The 20,419-nt window shown below is 62.2% G+C and carries 20 protein-coding genes and 1 tRNA gene; 16 read left to right on the top strand and 5 right to left on the bottom strand.

From position 1 onward, the window contains the following. The first annotated feature begins 4 nt into the window (after positions 1 to 4). The 11 genes from R4P70_RS29630 to R4P70_RS29580 all read left to right on the top strand — a co-directional run bounded on the left by R4P70_RS29630 (position 5) and on the right by R4P70_RS29580 (position 11,592). The gene (locus tag R4P70_RS29630; protein ID WP_019749213.1) at positions 5 to 1,348 is read left to right on the top strand and encodes a PTS transporter subunit EIIC; all 1,344 of its coding nucleotides are present in this window, start codon (positions 5 to 7) and stop codon (positions 1,346 to 1,348) included. 2 nt (positions 1,349 to 1,350) lie between these two features. Then, positions 1,351 to 1,620 carry an HPr family phosphocarrier protein gene (locus R4P70_RS29625; protein ID WP_019749212.1) on the top strand — a complete coding sequence of 90 codons (270 nt, stop codon included), beginning with the start codon at positions 1,351 to 1,353 and terminating at the stop codon, positions 1,618 to 1,620. Continuing rightward, positions 1,620 to 3,293 (top strand): phosphoenolpyruvate--protein phosphotransferase, encoded by a 1,674-nt coding sequence (gene ptsP, locus R4P70_RS29620; RefSeq protein WP_019749211.1) that lies wholly within the window; start codon positions 1,620 to 1,622, stop codon positions 3,291 to 3,293. Before R4P70_RS29625 ends, ptsP begins: the two co-directional genes overlap by 1 nt. Beyond that, complete coding sequence (locus R4P70_RS29615; protein WP_317833193.1) at positions 3,290 to 4,531, top strand: N-acetylglucosamine-6-phosphate deacetylase; 1,242 nt, start codon at positions 3,290 to 3,292, stop codon at positions 4,529 to 4,531. The genes ptsP and R4P70_RS29615 overlap by 4 nt, the downstream gene beginning before the upstream one ends. Then, complete coding sequence (nagB, locus tag R4P70_RS29610; RefSeq protein ID WP_021334281.1) at positions 4,519 to 5,298, top strand: glucosamine-6-phosphate deaminase; 780 nt, start codon at positions 4,519 to 4,521, stop codon at positions 5,296 to 5,298. Before R4P70_RS29615 ends, nagB begins: the two co-directional genes overlap by 13 nt. Before the next feature lies 1 nt (position 5,299). Next, on the top strand, positions 5,300 to 6,022 hold the full coding sequence (locus R4P70_RS29605; protein ID WP_019749208.1) for a copper homeostasis protein CutC: 723 nt from the start codon (positions 5,300 to 5,302) through the stop codon (positions 6,020 to 6,022). A 129-nt stretch (positions 6,023 to 6,151) separates the two neighbouring features. Next, the gene (locus R4P70_RS29600; protein ID WP_003941275.1) at positions 6,152 to 7,669 is read left to right on the top strand and encodes a CoA-acylating methylmalonate-semialdehyde dehydrogenase; all 1,518 of its coding nucleotides are present in this window, start codon (positions 6,152 to 6,154) and stop codon (positions 7,667 to 7,669) included. A gap of 14 nt (positions 7,670 to 7,683) precedes the next feature. Further along, the gene (locus R4P70_RS29595; protein ID WP_317833189.1) at positions 7,684 to 8,844 is read left to right on the top strand and encodes an isobutyryl-CoA dehydrogenase; all 1,161 of its coding nucleotides are present in this window, start codon (positions 7,684 to 7,686) and stop codon (positions 8,842 to 8,844) included. Next, the gene (locus R4P70_RS29590) at positions 8,841 to 9,899 is read left to right on the top strand and encodes an enoyl-CoA hydratase/isomerase family protein (RefSeq protein ID WP_069147265.1); all 1,059 of its coding nucleotides are present in this window, start codon (positions 8,841 to 8,843) and stop codon (positions 9,897 to 9,899) included. Before R4P70_RS29595 ends, R4P70_RS29590 begins: the two co-directional genes overlap by 4 nt. A gap of 23 nt (positions 9,900 to 9,922) precedes the next feature. Then, complete coding sequence (gene mmsB / locus R4P70_RS29585) at positions 9,923 to 10,816, top strand: 3-hydroxyisobutyrate dehydrogenase (protein ID WP_003941308.1); 894 nt, start codon at positions 9,923 to 9,925, stop codon at positions 10,814 to 10,816. Beyond that, entirely contained in the window at positions 10,816 to 11,592 is a 777-nt protein-coding gene (locus R4P70_RS29580) for an enoyl-CoA hydratase (RefSeq protein WP_003941374.1), read from the top strand. Before mmsB ends, R4P70_RS29580 begins: the two co-directional genes overlap by 1 nt. 93 nt (positions 11,593 to 11,685) lie before the next feature. On the opposite strand, the gene R4P70_RS29575 is transcribed toward R4P70_RS29580, so the two are convergent. Then, a complete protein-coding gene (locus tag R4P70_RS29575; protein WP_020970065.1) occupies positions 11,686 to 12,219 on the bottom strand; it encodes a MarR family winged helix-turn-helix transcriptional regulator in 534 nt (177 codons plus the stop codon). Positions 12,220 to 12,304: 85 nt separating this feature from the next. On the opposite strand from R4P70_RS29575, the gene mraY reads away from it, so the two are divergent. Beyond that, complete coding sequence (gene mraY, locus R4P70_RS29570) at positions 12,305 to 13,381, top strand: phospho-N-acetylmuramoyl-pentapeptide-transferase (RefSeq protein WP_003941316.1); 1,077 nt, start codon at positions 12,305 to 12,307, stop codon at positions 13,379 to 13,381. Here the strand turns inward: mraY and R4P70_RS29565 are convergent. Next, positions 13,378 to 14,664, bottom strand: a complete 1,287-nt coding sequence (locus R4P70_RS29565; RefSeq protein WP_411742491.1) for a multidrug effflux MFS transporter — start codon at positions 14,662 to 14,664, stop codon at positions 13,378 to 13,380. The two genes, mraY and R4P70_RS29565, sit on opposite strands and share 4 nt — an antisense overlap. A 222-nt stretch (positions 14,665 to 14,886) precedes the next feature. Between R4P70_RS29565 and R4P70_RS29560 the strand changes: the two genes are divergently transcribed. Next, positions 14,887 to 14,957: transfer RNA gene (locus R4P70_RS29560), tRNA-Cys, on the top strand. Positions 14,958 to 15,116: 159 nt separating this feature from the next. Then, on the top strand, positions 15,117 to 16,460 hold the full coding sequence (gene dcm / locus R4P70_RS29555) for a DNA cytosine methyltransferase (protein WP_317833186.1): 1,344 nt from the start codon (positions 15,117 to 15,119) through the stop codon (positions 16,458 to 16,460). A gap of 44 nt (positions 16,461 to 16,504) precedes the next feature. On the opposite strand, the gene R4P70_RS29550 is transcribed toward dcm, so the two are convergent. Further along, positions 16,505 to 17,107 (bottom strand): TetR/AcrR family transcriptional regulator, encoded by a 603-nt coding sequence (locus tag R4P70_RS29550; RefSeq protein ID WP_317833184.1) that lies wholly within the window; start codon positions 17,105 to 17,107, stop codon positions 16,505 to 16,507. Between the two features lie 21 nt (positions 17,108 to 17,128). On the opposite strand from R4P70_RS29550, the gene R4P70_RS29545 reads away from it, so the two are divergent. Together R4P70_RS29545 and R4P70_RS29540 are read left to right on the top strand one after the other, a co-directional pair. Next, a complete protein-coding gene (locus R4P70_RS29545; RefSeq protein WP_317833182.1) occupies positions 17,129 to 18,259 on the top strand; it encodes an ABC transporter substrate-binding protein in 1,131 nt (376 codons plus the stop codon). Between the two features lie 167 nt (positions 18,260 to 18,426). Further along, entirely contained in the window at positions 18,427 to 19,077 is a 651-nt protein-coding gene (locus R4P70_RS29540) for a siderophore-interacting protein (RefSeq protein ID WP_317833180.1), read from the top strand. Positions 19,078 to 19,154: 77 nt separating this feature from the next. Here the strand turns inward: R4P70_RS29540 and R4P70_RS29535 are convergent, their stop codons facing one another. Further along, positions 19,155 to 19,280, bottom strand: a complete 126-nt coding sequence (locus R4P70_RS29535) for a hypothetical protein (RefSeq protein ID WP_255246884.1) — start codon at positions 19,278 to 19,280, stop codon at positions 19,155 to 19,157. Positions 19,281 to 19,674: 394 nt separating this feature from the next. After that, a complete protein-coding gene (locus R4P70_RS29530; protein ID WP_317833177.1) occupies positions 19,675 to 20,322 on the bottom strand; it encodes a TetR/AcrR family transcriptional regulator in 648 nt (215 codons plus the stop codon). Positions 20,323 to 20,419: the final 97 nt, after the last annotated feature.

Genomic DNA, 20,419 nt, shown 5'->3' with positions numbered 1-20,419 from the left:
CTTGATGACTCTCGAAGACACCCCGAAGAAGGAATCGAAAGTGTTCGCCGGGGTTCAACGCCTCGGCCGAAGCTTGATGCTTCCGATCGCCGTTCTGCCGGCTGCGGGAATCTTGCTCCGCCTCGGCCAGGACGACCTGCTCGGGCGATTCAGTTCGATGCACAGTGCTGCTGCAGTGATCTCTGCAGCAGGACAAGCAGTCTTCACGTGGCTGCCGCTGATCTTCGCCGTCGGTATCGCGATCGGCTGGGCCAAGAAGGCCGACGGCTCGACTGCCTTGGCAGCCGTCGTCGGCTACATGGTGATCGACGGAGTGTTCAAGGCGATGTCGCCCATCGTCCTCGAAGGGAAGACCGACCCGAACGGGGATCAATCACTGATCAACTACGGTGTGCTCGCCGGTATCGTGATGGGCTTGCTGTCGGCGATCTTGTGGCAGCGGTTCTATCGAACGAAGCTTCCCGATTATCTCGGATTCTTCAACGGGCGCAGGCTCGTTCCCATTCTGACAGCGATCACTGGTCTTGTCGTCGGTGTCCTGATGGCATTCGTCTACCCGTTGTTCAACTCCGGATTGAACTGGGTCGGTGAAGCAGTTGCTTCCAATACCGTTGTGGGCGGCGGCATTTACGGCGCAGCGAACCGCCTCCTGATCCCCACCGGCTTGCATCACATCTTGAACTCCGCCGTGTGGTTCCTGATCGGCGACTACCAGGACGCGAGCGGTCAGATCGTTCGCGGTGACCTCAACCGGTTCTTCGCCGGCGACCCATCTGCCGGCACGTTCATGACCGGCTTCTTCCCGATCATGATGTTCGCCCTCCCCGCTGCAGCCTTCGCAATCTGGCGCAACGCCAAGCCTTCTCAGAAGAAGCTCGTCGGCGGCATCATGCTCTCCACCGGCCTGACCGCATTCCTCACCGGTATCACCGAGCCGCTCGAATTCTCCTTCATGTTCGTCGCGTGGCCGCTGTACGTCATCCACTCGCTCCTGACCGGAACGTCGATGGCCTTGGTCAATGCGCTGGGGATTCACGACGGATTCACGTTCTCCGCAGGCTTCTTCGACTACGTGTTGAACTTCGGCAAGGCAACCAACGCATGGATGTTGATCCCGATCGGACTCGGCTACGCCGTGATCTACTACTTCCTTTTCAGCTTTGTCATCAAGAAGTGGAATCTGCGCACGCCGGGACGAGAAGAAGAGGTCGAGGTGGCCGCAGGTGAGCCCGACGCCGCGCTGCTCGAGGCCGAACTGGCACTGGCTGCCGAAGGTGACAGCCGCACCGACGCCCCGCTCGTCGCCGAACTGGAAAACAAGCTCGACAAGGAACTGGGAGGACGCTGACCATGGCGATCGCAACCACGACAATCGGATCCCGAGTCGGGCTCCACGCACGACCCGCAGCGCTCTTCGCGCGCGCCGCGGCCGACCTGCCGGTCGACGTCACCATCTCGCTGGGCGACGGCGAACCCGTCGACGCCTCCAGCATGTTGTCTGTCATGACTCTCGGAGCCGCATTTGGGGATTCGGTGACGTTGCGTGCTGACGGTGACGGCGCCGATGCTGCGGTCGGTTCGCTCGCAGAGCTTCTCGCCTCCGAACTGGACGAAGCCTGATGACGGCGAGTGTGGACAACCGCATCGCGGGTATCGGAGTGAGCGCGGGTTCGGTCTGTGCGCCGTGGTTGCGATTCTCCACGCCTGAGCCGACTTCGGCGTCGGACCCGATCACCGGCAGTCCCGAGGCGGAGCTGATCAGGATCCGTGAGGCACTGGACGCCGTCGCGGAGGAACTGCTCTCGCGTGCAGAGACAGTCGAGGGCGTGTCGGCGGAGATCCTGACGACCTCGGCTGCGATGGCGCGCGATGCGGGCATCGTGAAGGCGGCCAAGGCGAACCTGGAATCGGGGCTGCCGACCGCACACGCCGTCGCAGTTGCCTTCGACGCATTCTGTGAAAAGCTCACGGCGCTCGGTGGGTACATGGCCGAGCGGGCAACGGATTTGCGCGATCTCGGGCAGCGAGCCGTGGCCGTTCTTCGCGGGGAACCGATGCCCGGAATCCCCGCTCCCGGTCATCCGTACATCCTGGTGGCGCGCGACCTCGCTCCGGCGGATACAGCGACGCTGGGCAACAGTGACGTGGTCGGATTGTTGACTGCCGAAGGAGGTCCGACCAGTCACACCGCAATCTTGGCGAAATCGCTCGGAATCCCGGCCGTGGTCAACTGCTCGGGAACCGATCTGCTGGCGGAGGGGAAGCTCCTCATCCTCGACGGCACCACCGGGACGGTCACCATCGATCCCTCGGCAGAGATGCGCGAGCGTGCTGTCCTCGAAGCATCGTTCGTGGCAGAGCAGTCAGCTTCGGCACATGGTCCAGGACGCACGCGTGACGGGTTCGCGGTGAGGTTGTCGGCCAACATCGGAACCCTCGAGGACGCCGCGCGGGCCGGGGCGGCGGATTGTGAGGGCGTCGGACTGTTCCGTACCGAATTCTCGTATCTCGGGCGCCACGACGCACCTTCGGTGGAGGAGCAAGCGCAGACGTATGCGTCGGTGCTCGGGCACTTCGCCGGACAGAAGGTGGTGGTCCGCACTCTCGATTCGGGTTCGGACAAGCCGTTGCCGTTTCTCGATCTCGGGGTCGAGGAGAATCCGGCCCTTGGTATCCGCGGACTTCGTGTCGGCACGGTCTATCCCGACACCCTCATCAGTCAGCTCGACGCCCTCGCGGCGGCAGGCACCGCGACGGGCGCCGATCTGTGGGTGATGGCGCCGATGGTAGCCACTGCCGACGAGGCGAAAGACTTTGCAGAACTTGCGCGTTCGCGGGGGATCGGCAAGGTCGGAGCAATGATCGAGATTCCAGCTGCAGCGTTGCGAGCGAAGGATATCCTCGAGCACCTCGATTTTGTCAGTATCGGCACCAACGATCTGAGCCAGTACACCTGCGCCGTGGATCGTATGGCCGGAGGCCTGGCGCAACTGCTCGATCCGTGGCAGCCGGCGGTCCTCGATCTGATCGCGATGGTCGGTCAGGCGGGCGCCGACGCCGGGAAACCTGTTGGTGTGTGCGGAGAATCCGCGTCGGACCCGCTGTTGGCTCCGGTTCTGGTCGGTTTGGGCGTGACGAGTCTGTCGATGTCGGTCCCGGCATTGGGCGCAGTTCGCGCGCAACTGGCCTCTCTCGATCTGGCGGTGTGCAAGGACATGGCCGCTGCGGCGCGGGGCGCGCGAAACCCGCTCGAGGGTAGAGCAGCTGTCGCGCGGATTCGCGAGTCAGCATGAGTACATCAGGCTCGGCTGCTGTCGGCGATCCGCTCGTACTGCGGGGAACGGTGATCGGATCTCCGATCGGCAAGATTCACGACGGAGTTGTGGTCGCGGACGGTGAGAAGATCAGCTGGGTCGGCTCGGCTGCGGACTACGTGGCGTCCGCACCGGTCGTCGTCATTCCGGAACGCACCGACACGGTGATCATGCCCGGCCTGATCGATGTGCACAGCCACGGCGCAGCTGGTGCTGGTTTCCCGAACACCGACGCCGATGGTGCGAGCCTCGCTGCGGCGCACCATTGTGAGCACGGCACGACCGGAATGCTGGCCAGCCTGGTCTCTGCACCGCGCGCAGATCTGGTGCGACAAGCAACGATGCTCGCCGATCTGGTCGAACGCGGAGAACTTCTGGGTATCCACCTCGAGGGGCCGTTCATCAACGGCGTTCGCTGCGGTGCCCAGGATCCGGCGGCGATCGTGCCCGGCGATCCGGACCTTCTCGAAGCCGTCTGTGACGCTGCGCGGGGGACCGTGCGGTCCATGACCTTGGCGCCCGAGACCGAGAACTTCGAAGAGTTGCTCGCGATCATGCGTCATCGCAATATCGTGCCGAGTTTCGGTCATACCGATGCGGACGCGGCAACGACATCGGCGCGCATCGATGCTGCGGTGCAAGGGGATTGGGCCGGTCAGATCAGCGCAACCCACCTCTTCAACGGGATGCCGCCCCTGCACCATCGATCTCCGGGTCCCGTCGCGGCGTGCCTGGCGGCTGCCGCGAGAGGCGAGATGGTGGTGGAACTGATCGCAGACGGTGTGCATCTTGCGCCCGAGACCGTGTCGATGGTCTTCGACGCTGTCGGACCGGACCAGATCGCCTTGGTCAGTGATTCGATGGCCGCGGCCGGAATGGACGACGGCGACTACCAACTCGGTGCGCTCGACGTCACGGTTGCCGACGGGGTAGCAAGACTCGCGACCACCGACGGCAGTTCCGGTGCCATCGCCGGAGGGACTGCAAGATTGCTCGACGTGCTTCGCAGCACGGTCCTCGACGGCGGCGTCGCGCTGGAAGACGCTGTCGCAGCGGCAACTCGGAGCCCTGCGCGTCTGCTGGGGCTTGGCGACCTGATCGGATCGCTGGCCGTGGGCTGCCGAGCCGACATCGTGGTCACCGATCGTCACTTGCGCCTGGGGCGTGTACTACTCGGCGGAAAAGCCGCCGGAAAGGAACAATCATGGAAATCGTAATTCAGCCGACACCCGCGGAGGTCGACTCGACCGTCGCGGACATCGTCGAAGGCTACGTCAGAGCCGGGGCGACGACGCTTGGGCTTGCAACGGGGTCGTCGCCGATCGGAACCTATCGTGAACTGGCAGCGAGGCATCGCGATGCCGAACTCGACTTCTCGCTGGCTCGGGCGTTTCTGCTCGACGAGTACCTGGGATTGCCGAAACGCCATCCGCAGTCGTACTACTCGGTGATTCGGTCGGAGTTCGTCGATCACGTCAATCTGGATCCGGCGATGGTGTCGAGTCCCAACGGTGAAGCACCGTGCCCGGAGAAAGAGATCGCACGATACGACCAGAGCATCGCGGCGGCCGGGGGAGTGGACGTGCAGTTGCTCGGCATCGGCACCGACGGTCACATCGGCTTCAACGAGCCAGGATCGTCGTTGACCTCGAGAACTCGCGTGAAGACGCTGACCGAGCAGACCCGGATCGACAACGCACGGTTCTTCGACGGGGTGGACGACGTCCCACACCATGTGCTCACCCAGGGGCTCGGAACCATCAGCGATGCAAGACATCTGGTGATGATCGCGACCGGAGAAGGTAAGGCCGATGCGATCGCCGCTGCCGTCGAAGGTCCGTTGTCTGCGTTCTGCCCGGCTTCGGTGATGCAATTGCATCGCCATGTCACCGTCGTGATCGACGAAGCTGCGGCCAGTTCGCTCAAACTTGCCGACTACTACCGGTATGCGCTCGAGCACAAGCCGTCGTGGCAGTCCTTCTGACATGACGGTTCTGGAGCTGGCGGTGCAGGACGTGCGGGGGGCGAGGATCGCACGTTCGGTAGGAGCGACTCGAGTCGAGTTGTGTGCGGCGCTCGGTCCGACGGGGGGATTGACGCCAAGCATCGGAGTGATCGAGGCAGCGTCGGAAGTGGGGATCGCGGTTCACCCGCTGATCCGTCCGCGCGCCGGAGGTTTTGTGTTCTCACCCGACGAAGTGTGGGTGATGGAGCACGACGTACGTGCGGCCGTGGCCGGTGGAGCTTCCGGCATCGTGGTCGGCGCGCTGACAGAAGACAATACGATCGACACCGTCGTGCTGCGTCGCGTCATCGGATGTGTGGACCGTGCGAGGGTCGAGGTGACGGTACATCGTGCGATGGACGTGGTGGCCGACCGACTGACCGCGCTGGACGAACTGATCGACCTGGGCGTGACCCGCGTGCTGACGTCCGGGGGTGCGGATACCTGCAGCGAGGGTCTCGACGAGATCGGTCGAATGGTCGAACATGCCGCAGGCCGGATCCAGATCATGGCCGGTGGCGGAATAACCGTCGACGACATCCCGGCAATCGCCGCCGTCGGCGTCGATGCGGTGCATCTCTCGGCACGCAAGGTTGTCGCGGTGTCCGGTGGCCCGGGCGGGGGATCGGACGGATACGACGTCACCGATGCAGTAGTCGCGCAGGAAGCGGCAGCCGCGCTCCGCGCTGTGCGCCTTTATTAACCCCCCGCGGTTAATAAAGGCGCACAGCCCTTGGGCTCTAGACATACATGGACATCCAACTATAGGATGGTAGACATATTCACTGCTGCCTCCTGGGCGGTCCATACGAGCAAGGAACGGGTTAGCACAATGGTTGAAAATGCGACGGTTCACGAGTTGACGCACTTCGTCGGTGGCAAGCGTGTTCCCGGGACATCTGATCGATTTGCGGACGTGTTCGATCCCAACACCGGCAAGGTGCAGGCCCGCGTCCCCCTCGCGAGCAAGGCCGAGACCGAAGCCATCATCGCCAATGCCGAAGAGGCGCAGCAGGTGTGGGCAGCATTCAACCCGCAGAAGCGCGCCCGCGTGCTGATGAAGTTCCTGCAGCTCGCTCAGGCCGAGATGGATTCTCTGGCCCGCCTCCTCTCGTCCGAGCACGGCAAGACCGTCGCCGACGCCAAGGGTGACATCCAGCGTGGCCTCGAGGTCATCGAGTTCGCCGTCGGCGCTCCGCACCTGCTCAAGGGTGAATTCACCGAGAGTGCCGGCACCGGCATCGACGTGTACTCCATGCGTCAGCCGCTCGGCGTCGTCGCAGGTATCACGCCCTTCAACTTCCCCGCGATGATCCCGCTGTGGAAGGCCGGCCCCGCCCTCGCCGCCGGTAACGCCTTCATCCTCAAGCCCTCCGAGCGTGACCCCTCTGTCCCGCTGCGACTGGCTGAGCTGTTCCTCGAAGCCGGACTGCCTGCGGGTGTGTTCAACGTGGTCAACGGTGACAAGGAAGTTGTCGACGTCCTGCTCACCGACGATCGCATCAAGGCTGTCGGCTTCGTCGGCTCCACGCCGATCGCTCAGTACATCTACGAGACGGCCGCAGCTCACGGCAAGCGCGCACAGTGCTTCGGTGGCGCCAAGAACCACGCCATCGTCATGCCGGACGCCGACCTCGACGAGGTTGCCGACGCCCTGATCGGTGCAGGCTACGGCAGTGCCGGTGAGCGTTGCATGGCCATCTCGGTTGCCGTTCCCGTCGGCGAGGAGACCGCGGACGCTCTTGTCGCGAAGCTGAAGGAGCGCGTCGCGAAGCTCAAGATCGGTCGCAGTGACGACGAAGGCGTCGATTTCGGACCGCTCGTTTGCCAGGATGCCCTCGACCGCGTCAACAACTACGTGCAGATCGGCATCGACGAAGGCGCAACGGCAGTCGTCGACGGCCGCGGCTTCACCCTCGAAGGCCACGAAGGTGGATTCTTCGCCGGCGCAACCCTGTTCGACAACGTCACCTCGGACATGCGCATCTACAAGGAAGAGATCTTCGGACCTGTCCTTCAGGTGGTTCGCGCTGCCGATTATGAAGAGGCACTGCGTCTTCCGACCGAACATGAGTACGGCAACGGCGTCTCCATCTTCACCCGCGACGGCGACACCGCGCGTGACTTCACCGCTCGCGTTAACGTCGGCATGGTCGGCGTCAACGTGCCGATCCCGGTCCCGATCGCGTACCACACCTTCGGTGGCTGGAAGCGCTCCGGCTTCGGTGACCTGAACCAGCACGGTCCCGACTCCTTCCGCTTCTACACCAAGACCAAGACGGTGACGCAGCGTTGGCCTTCCGGCAAGAAGGAAGAGACCAATCACTTCGTCATCCCCACGATGAACTGATCGGACTACCTTCCATGTTTACTCTGACCGATGACGAGCGGGCGATTCGTGACACTGCCCGCGACTTCGCGGCCGAGCATCTGGCGCCCAACGCAGTGGAGTGGGATCAAACCAAGCATTTCCCGGTGGACGTCCTCCGTAAGGCGGCGTCCCTGGGAATGGGCGGTATCTACATTCGTGAAGACGTGGGCGGCAGTGAGCTGAGCCGCGTCGACGCTGCCCGGATCTTCGAAGAGCTGGCCAAGGGCGATCCGTCGATCGCCGCGTACATCTCCATCCACAACATGGTCACGTGGATGATCGACCAGTTCGGCAACGACGAACAGCGCCACAAGTGGGTCCCCGGACTCTGCTCGATGGATCAACTGGGCAGCTACTGCCTCACCGAACCCGGCGCTGGCTCCGATGCTGCGGGCTTGAGCACCAAGGCCGTTCGTGACGGCGACGACTACATCCTCAACGGCGTCAAGCAGTTCATCTCCGGCGCAGGCACTTCCGACGTGTACGTCGTGATGGCGCGCACCGGATCTGCCGGTGCCAAGGGGATCTCGGCGTTCATCGTGCCCAAGGATTCGCCCGGACTGTCGTTCGGTGCCAACGAGGTCAAGATGGGCTGGAACGCGCAGCCCACCCGTCAGGTGATCTTCGAAGACGTGCGAGTTCCTGCCGCCAACATGCTCGGTGAAGAGGGCAGCGGCTTCCGCATCGCTATGAAGGGTCTCAACGGCGGCCGGCTGAACATCGCCGCCTGCTCGGTCGGTGGGGCCCAGGCGGCGCTGGAGAAGGCAGTCGCATATCTGGTGGACCGCAAAGCTTTCGGTTCGGCACTGATCGAGTCGCAGGCCCTGCAGTTCCAGCTCGCCGACATGCGTACCGAACTCGAAGCGGCCAGGACGTTGCTGTGGCGCGCCGCTGCCGCACTCGAAGACGGAGCGTCCGACGTCGTGGAGTTGTGTGCGATGGCCAAGCGCTTTGCCACCGACACCGGGTTCGACGTAGCCAACAAGGCTCTCCAGCTTCACGGCGGGTACGGCTATCTTGCTGAGTACGGGATCGAGAAGATCGTCCGCGATCTTCGGATTCATCAGATCCTCGAAGGCAGCAACGAGATCATGAGGGTGGTCATCGCGCGAAGCGTGGTCGCATCAGGTCAGGGAAAGCAAGGAGCAGCATGAGCGACGAGCTCGAGGTATTGATCGAAAAGCGTGACGGACTGGGGCTCATCACCCTCAACCGGCCCAAGGCGATCAACGCCCTCAACCACTCGATGGTCAAGGCGATGGCCAAGGCACTCGCGGAATGGAAGTCCGACGACGACGTCAAGGCGGTCGTACTCACGGGCGCCGGCGATCGTGGTCTGTGCGCCGGCGGCGACATCGTCTCGATCTACCACGACGCCAAGGACGGCAAGACCGGTTCGCTCGATTTCTGGCGTGAGGAGTACATCCTCAATTCCGAGATCGCGAACTACCCGAAGCCGTACGTCGCAATCATGGACGGGATCGTCATGGGCGGCGGCGTCGGAGTGTCCGCACACGGCGACATTCGCATCGTGACCGAGCGCTCGATGATCGGAATGCCCGAGACCGGAATCGGTTTCATCCCTGACGTGGGCGGAACTTACCTGCTCTCGCGTGCTCCCGGTGAACTCGGAACGCACATCGCGCTCACCACGGCGCGACTGAGCGCCGGCGATGCCATCGCAGCAGGCTTCGCGGATCACTTCATCCCGTCGGAGAACATCGAGACGTTCATCGCCGCACTCGCGTCGTCTTCGGTTGCCGACGCCGTGGCGCAGTACGCGGAGCCGGCTCCGGTGTCGGAACTGTTGGCCCAGCAGAGCTGGATCGACGCCGCGTACTCTGCCGACGACGTCTCCACCATCGTCGAGCGTCTTCGAGCGAGTGGAATCCCCGAGGCGGAGAAGGCAGCGGAGCAGATTCTCGGCAAGTCCCCGATTGCACTGTCGGTGACCCTGCGATCCCTGCGACATGCCAAGGAAGCAGCAAGCTTGGAAGAAGTCCTCAACGAGGAGTTCCGGGTCTCGACGGCAGCGCTCGCCTCACACGACCTGGTCGAGGGTATTCGCGCCCAGGTAGTCGAGAAGGACCGAAACCCGAAGTGGTTGCCGGCAACCCTCGAAGATGTCACGGCTGAATCCGTCGATGCCTACTTCGCCCCGCTGGGCGACAACGAGCTCGGACTCACCCCTCAACCGCAAGGCAACTGATCACCGCCGAAGGAGCATCACTAATGAGCACCATTGGATTTATCGGACTCGGTCACATGGGTGGCCCGATGGCGGCCAATCTCGTCAAGGCCGGACACAAGGTCGTCGGTTTCGATCTGGCACCCGCGGCGCTGGAGCAGGCAGTCAAAGACGGTGCATCGGTAGCGGATTCGGCGGTCGATGCCGTTCGCGGTGCCGACGTCGTGATCACGATGCTGCCGAGCGGTAAGCATGTTCTGGGTCTGTACGAAGAGCTGCTGCCGGTGGCAACACCGGGCACGCTGTTCATCGACTGTTCCACCATCGACGTCGCCGACGCCCGCGAGGCACACGACAAGGCCGAAGCGGCCGGTCACCGCAGCGTCGACGCACCGGTCTCCGGTGGAGTCGTCGGGGCTACCGCAGGCACGCTGGCATTCATGGTCGGCGGTTCCGAGGCTGACTTCCAGGCCGCGTCACCGTTGCTGGACGTGATGGGCCGCAAGGTCGTTCACTGCGGCGACGCCGGTGTCGGCCAGGCTGCCAAGATCTGCAACAACATGATCCTCGGCATTTCGATGATCGCGATCAGCGAGGCATTCGTGCTGGGCGAGAAGCTCGGCCTGAGCAACCAGGCGCTCTTCGACGTGGCGTCCAACGCCTCGGGGCAGTGCTGGGCACTGACCACCAACTGCCCGGTACCGGGACCGGTGCCCACCAGCCCGGCCAACAACGACTACCAGCCCGGCTTTGCTGTCGCGCTGATGGACAAGGACCTCGGTCTGGCTGCAAATGCGCTGCGCAACAACGGCGTCGATGCGGAGATCGGGCTCAAGGCCGCGGAACTCTACAGTCGCTTCCACGCCGCGGGCGGTGGCGGTCAGGACTTCTCTGCCATCATCAACGACATCCGTGACCGTTCGACCGAAGGACAGTAGTGACCGACTTCAACACCATCATCCTCGAGCGTAAGGGTCGCGTCGGCGTCATCACGCTCAACCGCCCGAAGGCTCTCAACGCCCTGAACTCCGAGCTGATGAACGAGGTCGTCGCCGCGGTTGCCGACCTCGAAGCGGACAACGGCATCGGAGCCATCCTGATCACCGGTTCCGAGCGCGCCTTCGCCGCCGGCGCCGACATCAAGGAAATGCAGTCCAAGACGTACATGGACGCATACGTCGAAGATTTCTTCACCCCGTGGGACCGCGTCGCAGCCGCTCGTAAGCCGCTGATCGCCGCCGTCTCCGGGTACGCGCTCGGTGGTGGCTGCGAACTGGCGATGCTCTGCGATTTCATCATCGCTTCGGATACCGCGAAGTTCGGCCAGCCCGAGATCAAGCTCGGTGTCATTCCGGGTATCGGTGGCTCACAGCGCCTTACGCGCGCCGTGGGTAAGGCCAAGGCCATGGAGCTGTGCCTGACCGGCCGCAACATGGACGCAGAAGAGGCCGAGCGCGCAGGCCTGGTTGCCCGGATCGTTCCGGCCGCCGATCTGCTCGACGACGCATTGAAGACCGCAACCACCATCGCCGAGATGTCGCTGCCGATTGCGATGATGGCCAAGGAAGCGGTCAACCGTTCCTTCGAGACCACACTCGCCGAGGGCGTCCGCTTCGAGCGTCGGGTGTTCCACTCGACCTTCGCGACGGAGGATCAGAAGGAAGGCATGACCGCGTTCGTGGAGAAGCGGTCCGCCGAGTTCAAGCACCGCTGAAATTCGTTAGCGCTGAACTTTCGAACAGCTGAAACTGCCCTCACACTCGTCGAGAGTGTGAGGGCAGTTTCTTTGTGTGTACGGGTCGTCGGTTCACCACTTGGTGGGCGCGCCGCCGGTGTCGAAGTCACCCGCAGTCTTGCGAAGTTCAGTGAGGATCGTCACCAATTGCTCGAGCTTGTCCTGCTGGAGTCCGGGGTGTGCGAACACTTTGCTGTTGAGCATTTCAGTGGCTTCGAGGGCCAGCGCGCGACCCGCGTCGGAGATCTCGATGAGCGTCGCACGTCGATCGCTGGGATGCGGGACCCGTCTGACCAGCTCCGCTTTCTCCAAGCGGTCGACGGCATTGGTGACGCTGGTGGGGTGAACCTGGAGTCGGGCGCTTGCCTTGGCCATCGGGAGCGCGCCCGACCTGGTGAAGGTGAGAAGCGTCAGCAGTTCGTAGCGGGCGAAGGTCAGCCCGAGAGGCTTGAGTACCTCTTCGACCCGCGCCATCATGATCTGCTGCGCACGCATCACCGACGTGACCGCAGCCATACCGTCGGCGACATCGCTCCAACCGTGCTTCGTCCACTGACGATGCGCCTCTTCGATGGGGTCGAGGGGGAGCGGCGCGGGGGGAGACATAAGTTCGATCATCCCATGCTGGCAAGCGGTCGGGTGCCTTGTCTGATTGTGTGTCGCAGCCGCTTACGTCTGTAGAGTCCCACGGGTGATTTCAATCCTCGTAGCGGGTGGCGTCTCGTTGTTCGTCGCGCTCTTCCTGACTCCGTTTCTCATTCGTGTGCTTTCGCGGCAGGGGCTCGGGCACGAGATTCGGATCGAGGGTCCGCAGAGTCATCAGGGCAAGCGTGGCACCCCGTCGATGGGCGGCATCGCGATCATCGCCGGCATGTGGGCGGGCTACCTGGCGGCACACATCATCGGTTTCGGCTCGCGGCTACCGCGGTTGTCTGCATCCGGTTGGCTGGTTCTCGCGCTCGCCACGTCACTGGGAATCGTCGGCTTTCTCGACGACTTCATCAAGATCCGTAAGAAGCGCAATCTCGGGCTCAACAAGACAGCGAAGACCGTCGGTCAGCTCGCGAGCGCCATCATCTTCGGCATTCTCTTCCTGCAGTTCTCCAACAACAACGGAGTCACCCCCGGAAGCCAGTACCTGTCCCATGTGCGAGATATCTCGGTGTTCTCCATGGGTGCCATCGGCTTTGTGGTCTTCTTCTGCATTCTGGTGTTCGCCTGGTCCAACGCCGTCAATTTCACCGACGGTCTCGATGGTCTCGCGGCCGGTTCGATGGGCATGATCCTGGGGACCTACGTTGTCATCGCCGGTTGGCAGTACCGGAACTCGTGTGTCCTCGAGCCTGCCGCCGGCTGCTACGACGTTCGTGACCCCCTGGATCTCGCTATCGTCGCTGCCGCGGCAGGCGGGGCGTGCCTCGGCTTCCTCTGGTGGAATGCCGCCCCGGCTCAGATCTTCATGGGTGACACCGGCTCCTTGGCGCTGGGCGGCCTGGTGGTCGGCCTGTCCGTCACGACGCACACCGAGCTGCTGATGGTCATCATCGGCGCCCTGTTCGTGGCTGAGATCCTGTCGGTGATCATCCAGGTTCTGGTCTTCCGATCGTCCGGCCGACGCGTATTCAAGATGGCCCCGATCCATCATCACTTCGAGTTACTCGGTTGGCCGGAAACCGTCGTGATCGCAAGATTCTGGATCTTCGTCGCGATCTCGTGCGTCCTGGGACTTGCCACCTTCTACAGCGAGTGGTTCTCCGCTGCCGGTTAGACCGATTCACTCTTTCGGGTCGTATCACTCTTTCGGGTCGTAGCCAGAAGAGCGACCAGACCGAGCGACACACACGCCGTCATCGTGACGGCCAGGGCTGTGCTCGTGTTTCCCAGCAGGCCGACGGCCGGCGCGATGGCCGCACCGACGCCGAACTGGAATGCACCGAGCATTGCCGCGGCAGTACCGGCCGCTTCGCCGTGACGAGCGAGAGCCAGTGCCGGGGCGTTGGGGAGAACGAACCCGATTGCGCCGGCCATGACCCAGAGCGCGATCACGAATCCGGCGAGCCCGCCCAGTTCCAGGTCCGCGACAGTAATGACTACAGCGCCGGAGACAACCGCAGCCACGAGGGCCCACTTGGTGATCTGCTGAGGAGTCCACCGGTCGAGCAGTCGGACGTTGACCTGCGAAGCACCGATCAACGCAATCGCGCCCGCACTGAAGAGCAGTGCGAACTCCTGCTGATTGAGGCCGTACTGATCTTGATAGACAAACGACGCGCCTGAGACATACGCGAACAACGACGCCATACCGACGCTGGAGACGAGCGTCAGGACCATGAACGTGCGGTCGCCGAGCAGCGAACCGTAGGTGCGGAGAACCGACTTCAATCCGCTCGGGCGACGCTTTTCCTTCGGCAGTGTTTCGGACAGTCCGAAAGCACCGATCATCGCTGTGCCGACGCCGATCAGTGCCAGGACGACGAAGATCCCGCGCCAGTCGAGGGCGACGAGGAGGGCGCCACCGATGCTGGGCGCCAGGATCGGCGCAACGCCGAGCACGAGCATCAGCCGGCTCATCACGACGGCAACGGTGTTACCGCTGTAGAGGTCGCGGACGATCGCCATGGTGACCACTGCCGCGGCCGCCGCGCCCATGCCCTGGAAAACCCGCAGGATGCCGAGGACCGCGATGCTCGGTGCGAAGACCGCCAGCAGCGAAGCCAGGATGTGCACACCGATCCCGGCGAGCAGCGGCTTCTTGCGGCCGAGAGTGTCCGAGAGCGGCCCGACCAACAGCTGTCCGAGTGCGAGGCCGATGAGAGTTCCGGTGATCGTCAGCTGAACCGTTGACGACGAGACCCCGAGATCGGCGCCGATATCCGGCAGCGCGGGCAGGTACATGTCGATGGTGAAGGGCCCGAGCGCAGTCATGGAACCGAGGGCAAGAATCTTCCCGACGCTGGGCTTACGGTCGACACTGCTCATTTCCAGCGGGGCTGCCTCTATGGGCGGGGCTGCCTTCACGGGCGGGGCAACGGCGGTGTTCTCGGCACTCATGAAACCTTCTGGGTTGTCTGGGTCTGGCGAACTGCTCGGTCGTTCGGGCGAAATTCGTATGATCTGCGCCCGCCGAGGGAGTCAGCATCGAGACTGACCGATTTGTTCCCGAAGGGCTCGCAGTTTTCCCAGAGACTGGAACGGCGGGTGGGATCGCACTCGAATCATGCTGAGCGGAACTGTGGTTCGACGCCGTGACTCAGGGCAGAGTTACTCACTGACGCGGGTGTGGCTGAGTGGCTAGGCACCGGCCTGCAAAGCCGTTCACACGGGTTCGAGTCCCGTCATCCGCTCGTGTCGGAGACCGGCAGGCATACCGCCTGCCGGTCTTCCTTGTGAGGTCCCGGTTCACGGGGTCGGCTGCGATAGTCTGGGCTGCCGGAGCGAGCGGACCATATGAGTGAGGCACTGAATTGATTTCGGGACAGGACCTGCGATCACGGCGCTTGGACGTGGGGATCAGTCAGTTCCAGTTCGCCCGTCAAGCGGGAGTCTCGTCAGCCGTCGTCTCCGCGTGGGAACTCGACAAGGCGTATCCGAAGCCACCGGCGGAACGAGCAGTTCTCACGGCCCTCTCCGCGCTGGAAGCGGCCAAGCGTGAGGGTACGTACGCGGCCCCCCGGAAGCGATCGAGCGGCAGTACCCGTGCGCGTCGAGTGACACCGGTCAACGACCCCGCCTCGGTGGCCCGGCGTGCCGTCGCGGGGGCAGGAAGCGGCGGCCCCACCGTATTGACAGCGTTCTCGGGTTGTGGCGGTATGGCCGAAGGCTTTCGGATGGCGGGGTTTTCGGTGGAGGGATACATCGAAGTCGTGCCGGAGGCGCGTGCGACCTTCGATCGGAACTTCCCCGGCGCGAGGTGCCTCGGCGAGGACATTCGGGCGATCGACGAAGCCCGGGTGAAAGATCTTCTGGCACAAGTGGACATCGATGTGTTGGCTGGGGGACCGCCGTGTCAGGGGTTCAGCCTTGCCGGTCGGCGAGACCGCGACGATCCGCGCAACCATCTCTTCCGGAACCTGCTGCAGCTCGCCGAATTGGTGAAGCCGAAGGTCTTGGTGATGGAAAACGTGCGACTGCTGCTCAGCATGAAGGACCCGGACGGTGGGATGGTCGTCGACCGGATTCTCGGCGAGATGGCTGCATGCGGTTACGACGCGTCGGTCAACACGGTCAATGCGCAGGATTACGGCGTCCCGCAGTTCCGGGAACGAGTGTTCATCGTGGCGACCCGCCGCGACAGTAGTATCGGGCCGCTGCGTTTTCCGCCGAAGACTCACGGCGTGAATGGTGTTGCGCCGCTGAGGACTTTTCGCGATGCCACCGTCGACCTGGCCCCGCTGGAATCCGGGCAGGCTTGCGAGACGGACCCGCTGCACTGGGCCGTCGAGCATCCCGAGCACGTCTTGCGGTGGCTGCGTGATGTACCAGAAGGAATGTCGGCGCACGACAACGAAGATCCGGCCATGCGACCGTCGTCCGGGTACAACACGACGTACAAGCGCCTCCGGTGGGACGAGCCGGCGTCGACGGTCGGAACCACCTTCGGGATGATCTCGGCTTCCCGCAACGTGCACCCGAAACACACGCGATCCTTGACCGTTCGAGAAGCTGCTCGCCTCCAGACCTTTCCCGACGACTACGTATTCGAAGGCAAGTGGGGAGCGGTGCGCACGATGATCGGCAATGCGGTGCCGCCGCAGCTGGCTGCGGTGCTTGCTTCCGAAATCAGCGAGGGTCTGGGCTTCCGTACGAGGCCGGATGCTCGCGCATCCAAGACAAATGAATCCCGGTAATTCGTCCGACTTCTTGGCGCGTCACCGTTGCCTTGCGACTTGAACTACTGCCTTGCGACTTGAACTACGTGGGCCCAACTGACCCCTGCAGGCGCTGCGCCGTCGAGCGCTTCGTTGAGAGCAGGAAGAGTTGACCGCAGGACGCGACGGAAGATGCGTTCGTCTACGTCGATGCCTGAGAAGAACGACAGCGTGGTGGTGGATGCATGGGATGCGAGAACGAAGGCTAGATCAATGTCCGAGTGGGGAAGTCGCTGGACAACACCGGAGACGATCCTGTCGAACAGATCGATCGTCTGTGGCCGGTATGGGCCGTGTAGGTAGTACGACGATAGTCCGACGTTCTCCACGGCGAGGTTCCGCAATTGCCGATTTACCTCGACGAGGTAGTTGATCCAGTCGTCGGAGGAGTCCACCACCGTGTCGATGGAGTCGAGTAGTCGGGCAGCCGTGCGCCCGCGCAACTCCTCCCGACTTCGGACGTAGTTGTACAACGTGCCCTCGCTGACGCCGAGATGATTCGCGATCTGCGCCATCGTGAATGTGTCGAGCCCGAAGTGCAACACCGCATCGAGTAGCGACCCGAGGTCGAGACGCTTGGGACGACCAACTGCCCTTTTTCTCGGTTGACTCGGTGTCGTATTCACTGAACCAGTCTAGGCAGGCCGATGGATGCAGAGCAGACCTCTGTCTGCCTTGGTGTCGGCGTAGTTTATGAGTGTTCCTCATTAATAGGTTACCCTTACTGTATGCCTCGAACAGTGATGATGAAGGAACCTCCCCGGACAATGCTTGCGCGCCGCAATGCCGTTTGTCGCGCTGCAGCGATCGCGTCAGCAATTGCAGTGGTGCTGACGGCGGTAGTTGGCTGTAGTGCCGATGTCGGTGAAAACAAAGTGATGGAGACATCGACGTCGAACGCTTTTCCTGTCACCGTGGAGCACGCGCATGGTGAGGTGACGATCGAAACCGCTCCGTCCAGGGTTGTGGCTCTGGGTTCGGGGGACGCTCAAATTGCGTCCGCTTTAGGGATGGAAATTGTTGGGGCGGTGCGTAATCCGTCGTCGCCGGACGGAAACTGGTCGGGGATGATCCTTCCATCCGAAGTTCTCACATTGGATTCGACAACCCCGAATATCGAGGCGATCGCAGCACTTGATCCTGACGTCATTCTCGCAACTACGGCGCAGGCCGAGTACGACAAGGCCTACGAGGTGCTCAGCCGTATCGCGCCGGTGATTTCCTACAAGACTGCGCTCCTTCAAGATTCGGGTGATGAATTGACCGAGTTGATCGGTATGGCTCTCGGCCGCAGGGGAGCGGCCGAATCCCTCGTGGTTCAAGCGAGGGGTGCAATTGCTGATTTCAGATCGAGTCATCCAAATCTGGAAGGGAAGTCGTTTGCGTACGGCCAATATGCAGGTGGGACATTGTATTTGCTTGGCCAGGAGAGCAACCCGTCTGCGCGGTTCTTGTCGTCGCTAGGTATGAGGGGATCTTCCGCGGTATCGGCGGCAGCAACCGAATCAACGGCGGCTTTTGTGAAATTCTCCCCGGAGGGTTTCGGCATTCTGGATACCGCCGACGTAGCCATGATCAGTACATACGGTGAAGGTTCGACCGAGGAATTCCTATCTCTCCCGACCGTGACAGGTCTCGTTTCGACAGGGGAACATAGGTTGATCGTGATCGATCAGGAACTTTCGAGTGCCCTACTGTTTCCCAATCCGGCGACTACCGAGTTTCTATTGGATCGGATGTCCGGAGTACTTGCCATTGAGGATCGGGCCGGAGGGTGACGTCGGTTCGACGTGCGCTGCACCGCCTACTTTCGGATCCTTCAGAGTATCCGTTTCATGGTGAAGCGGTGGTTCGCGAAGTGTCCAGGGTGGGTGCGAACTTCATTCGGCTCACACTGCATAGCAAGGACTTCGATCGATACCAGGACCCCGCGCCTGGTGACGCGATGAAGCTGCATCTTGCACCCGGTGAGCATCGCGTCTATACAGTCAGGAGGTTTATGCGTTCTGAATCCACCCTCCTGGTCGACATTCTCGATCACGGCGATGGGCTCGGTGTAAGGTGGGCTGTCGCTGTCAGGCCAGGGGACACGGTCGCCTTCACCGGCAGGCGTCCGGAATTTCTTCCGTCGGATGATGTCGACGGGTACCTCTTCTTTGCCGACTCTGCTGCTGTTCCGGCTATCGCCGCGATCTTCGAGAGTCTTGGTGAAACAGACTCGGTCACTGCGGTTCTGAAGACGCCGGCATATGAGGATCGCGCTCTGGTTCGGGTCTGTCCGCGCTGGGATGTGGAGTGGTTGGCCGCTGGCGACTCTCTCGTGGACGCGGCCAGATTGCTGTCTCCGACGCCCGCTCGACTGCAGGGGTGGATCGGTACCGAAACAGTTACTGCACACCAGTTGAGGGAATTGATGCTCGACAGGTACATGCACATCGACGATCTGAAGGCAGGCGTGTATTGGTCCAGTGAAGAAACCTGGACCGAGAGCTACAACCGATCCGTGGAACGATTTCTACGACTGAGGGCGGAGGGGCAGGACATGACAGATCCCAACGTTCTCGAAAAGCTGACCTTCGACGATCGGCATTCATGAAGCACCTATGGAAAATGGGGCCGACAATGTCGGCCCCATTTCGAGTTACGCCCTGGCAGGGGTGTGGTGCAAGCGAATCAGCTGAGGTTGAGCTTGGCGATCAACGGCTGGACGACCTTGATGATGTCGATGACGGCGCTGAGGGTGTTGATGGAACCCATGTTTCGGTCCTCCGTGTCGTATGTACAGGTTTGTATGTACAAGGTTGTGTCTGCGTGGTGTTTCTGTACGACCTTGTGTCGCAGACACAAGTTAGCAAACTGGACGCTTGTTTTGGTCGAAATGACCACTTTGCGCTGAAGTTGCTGAAAAGTTCACGGATTGTTCAGGAGCGGAAACAAAAAACAGGCCGGACTCCCCGAAGTCCGGCCTGTCGATGACGCTTTGCGATCAGCTGAATGCCGAAAGTGCGCTGATGAGGCCGATGCCCGCAACTGCGACCTTGAGGACACTCAAGACGTCTTCGAGCTTGACACCCTCGGGCAATACGTTTTCGACAGACTCCATGTTGGATCCTTCATGTGTTGGGGTCGTGGTCCAGCGCCACTGCAAGCAAGATACCCAATCGTGACCACCTGTGAAACCCCGGCGCGAAGATCACAGTTTTGTTGCGCCGGACTCACTGGCCGTCGCAGCCATGGTGGCCGCCACTATTTGTTCCACGCTGATGCCCGCCGCCGGTAGGCAGTGATAGAAAATTCGTTCGCAGAGGTCGACCATCTCGCCTCGTTCGAGGGTCGGCTCGTCGATCCAGTTGACGACTATTTCCTCCATGAATGCCTGCCACCCGGCGATGGTCGCCTCGACGGTCGCATTCGATTCGATGCCCAGATTTGTGAGCGCGGCGACGATCCATGTGGTGAACGTTCGGCGCATCCCGCGATAGATCGTGCGCATCCGGATGTCGCCACTGCCGGCCATCCGCATCACGGCGAGGTAAATGGTGGGGTGCTCGATAACGGCATCGACGAAAGTTTCGATACCTGAACGCAGCTGGGACGTGATCGGTAGTTCGGGATCCGGTCGCATTCGATCTTCGAGATCGGCCGAGGCAGCCTCGAGGATCGCGTTCTGGAAACCCTTCTTGTTCTTGAAGTAGTGAAACAGCAGTGGGGGCGAGACACCGGCCTCGGCTGCGACGCGATCCATCGACAGTTGGTCGAAAGGCTCGGTCCGCAACATGTGTACTGCTACCTCGAGGATTTGCCTCTGACGGTCTTCGGGGGAGCGGGGGACTGCGGCCATTCCGACATCTTATGTATTGGTTCGGAAGGTTCATTGACTTTTACTCAACGCTGTCTATAACGTGAGGTAACACATACGTGAGGCGAGGAGTCCGACA

It is taken from the genome of Rhodococcus sp. IEGM 1241, assembly GCF_033142365.1.
In the GTDB taxonomy this organism is placed as follows: Bacteria; Actinomycetota; Actinomycetes; order Mycobacteriales; family Mycobacteriaceae; genus Rhodococcus_F; species Rhodococcus_F erythropolis.
The sequence above is the reverse complement of the archived record's forward strand: the minus strand, read 5'-3'. Positions and strand labels throughout refer to the sequence as shown.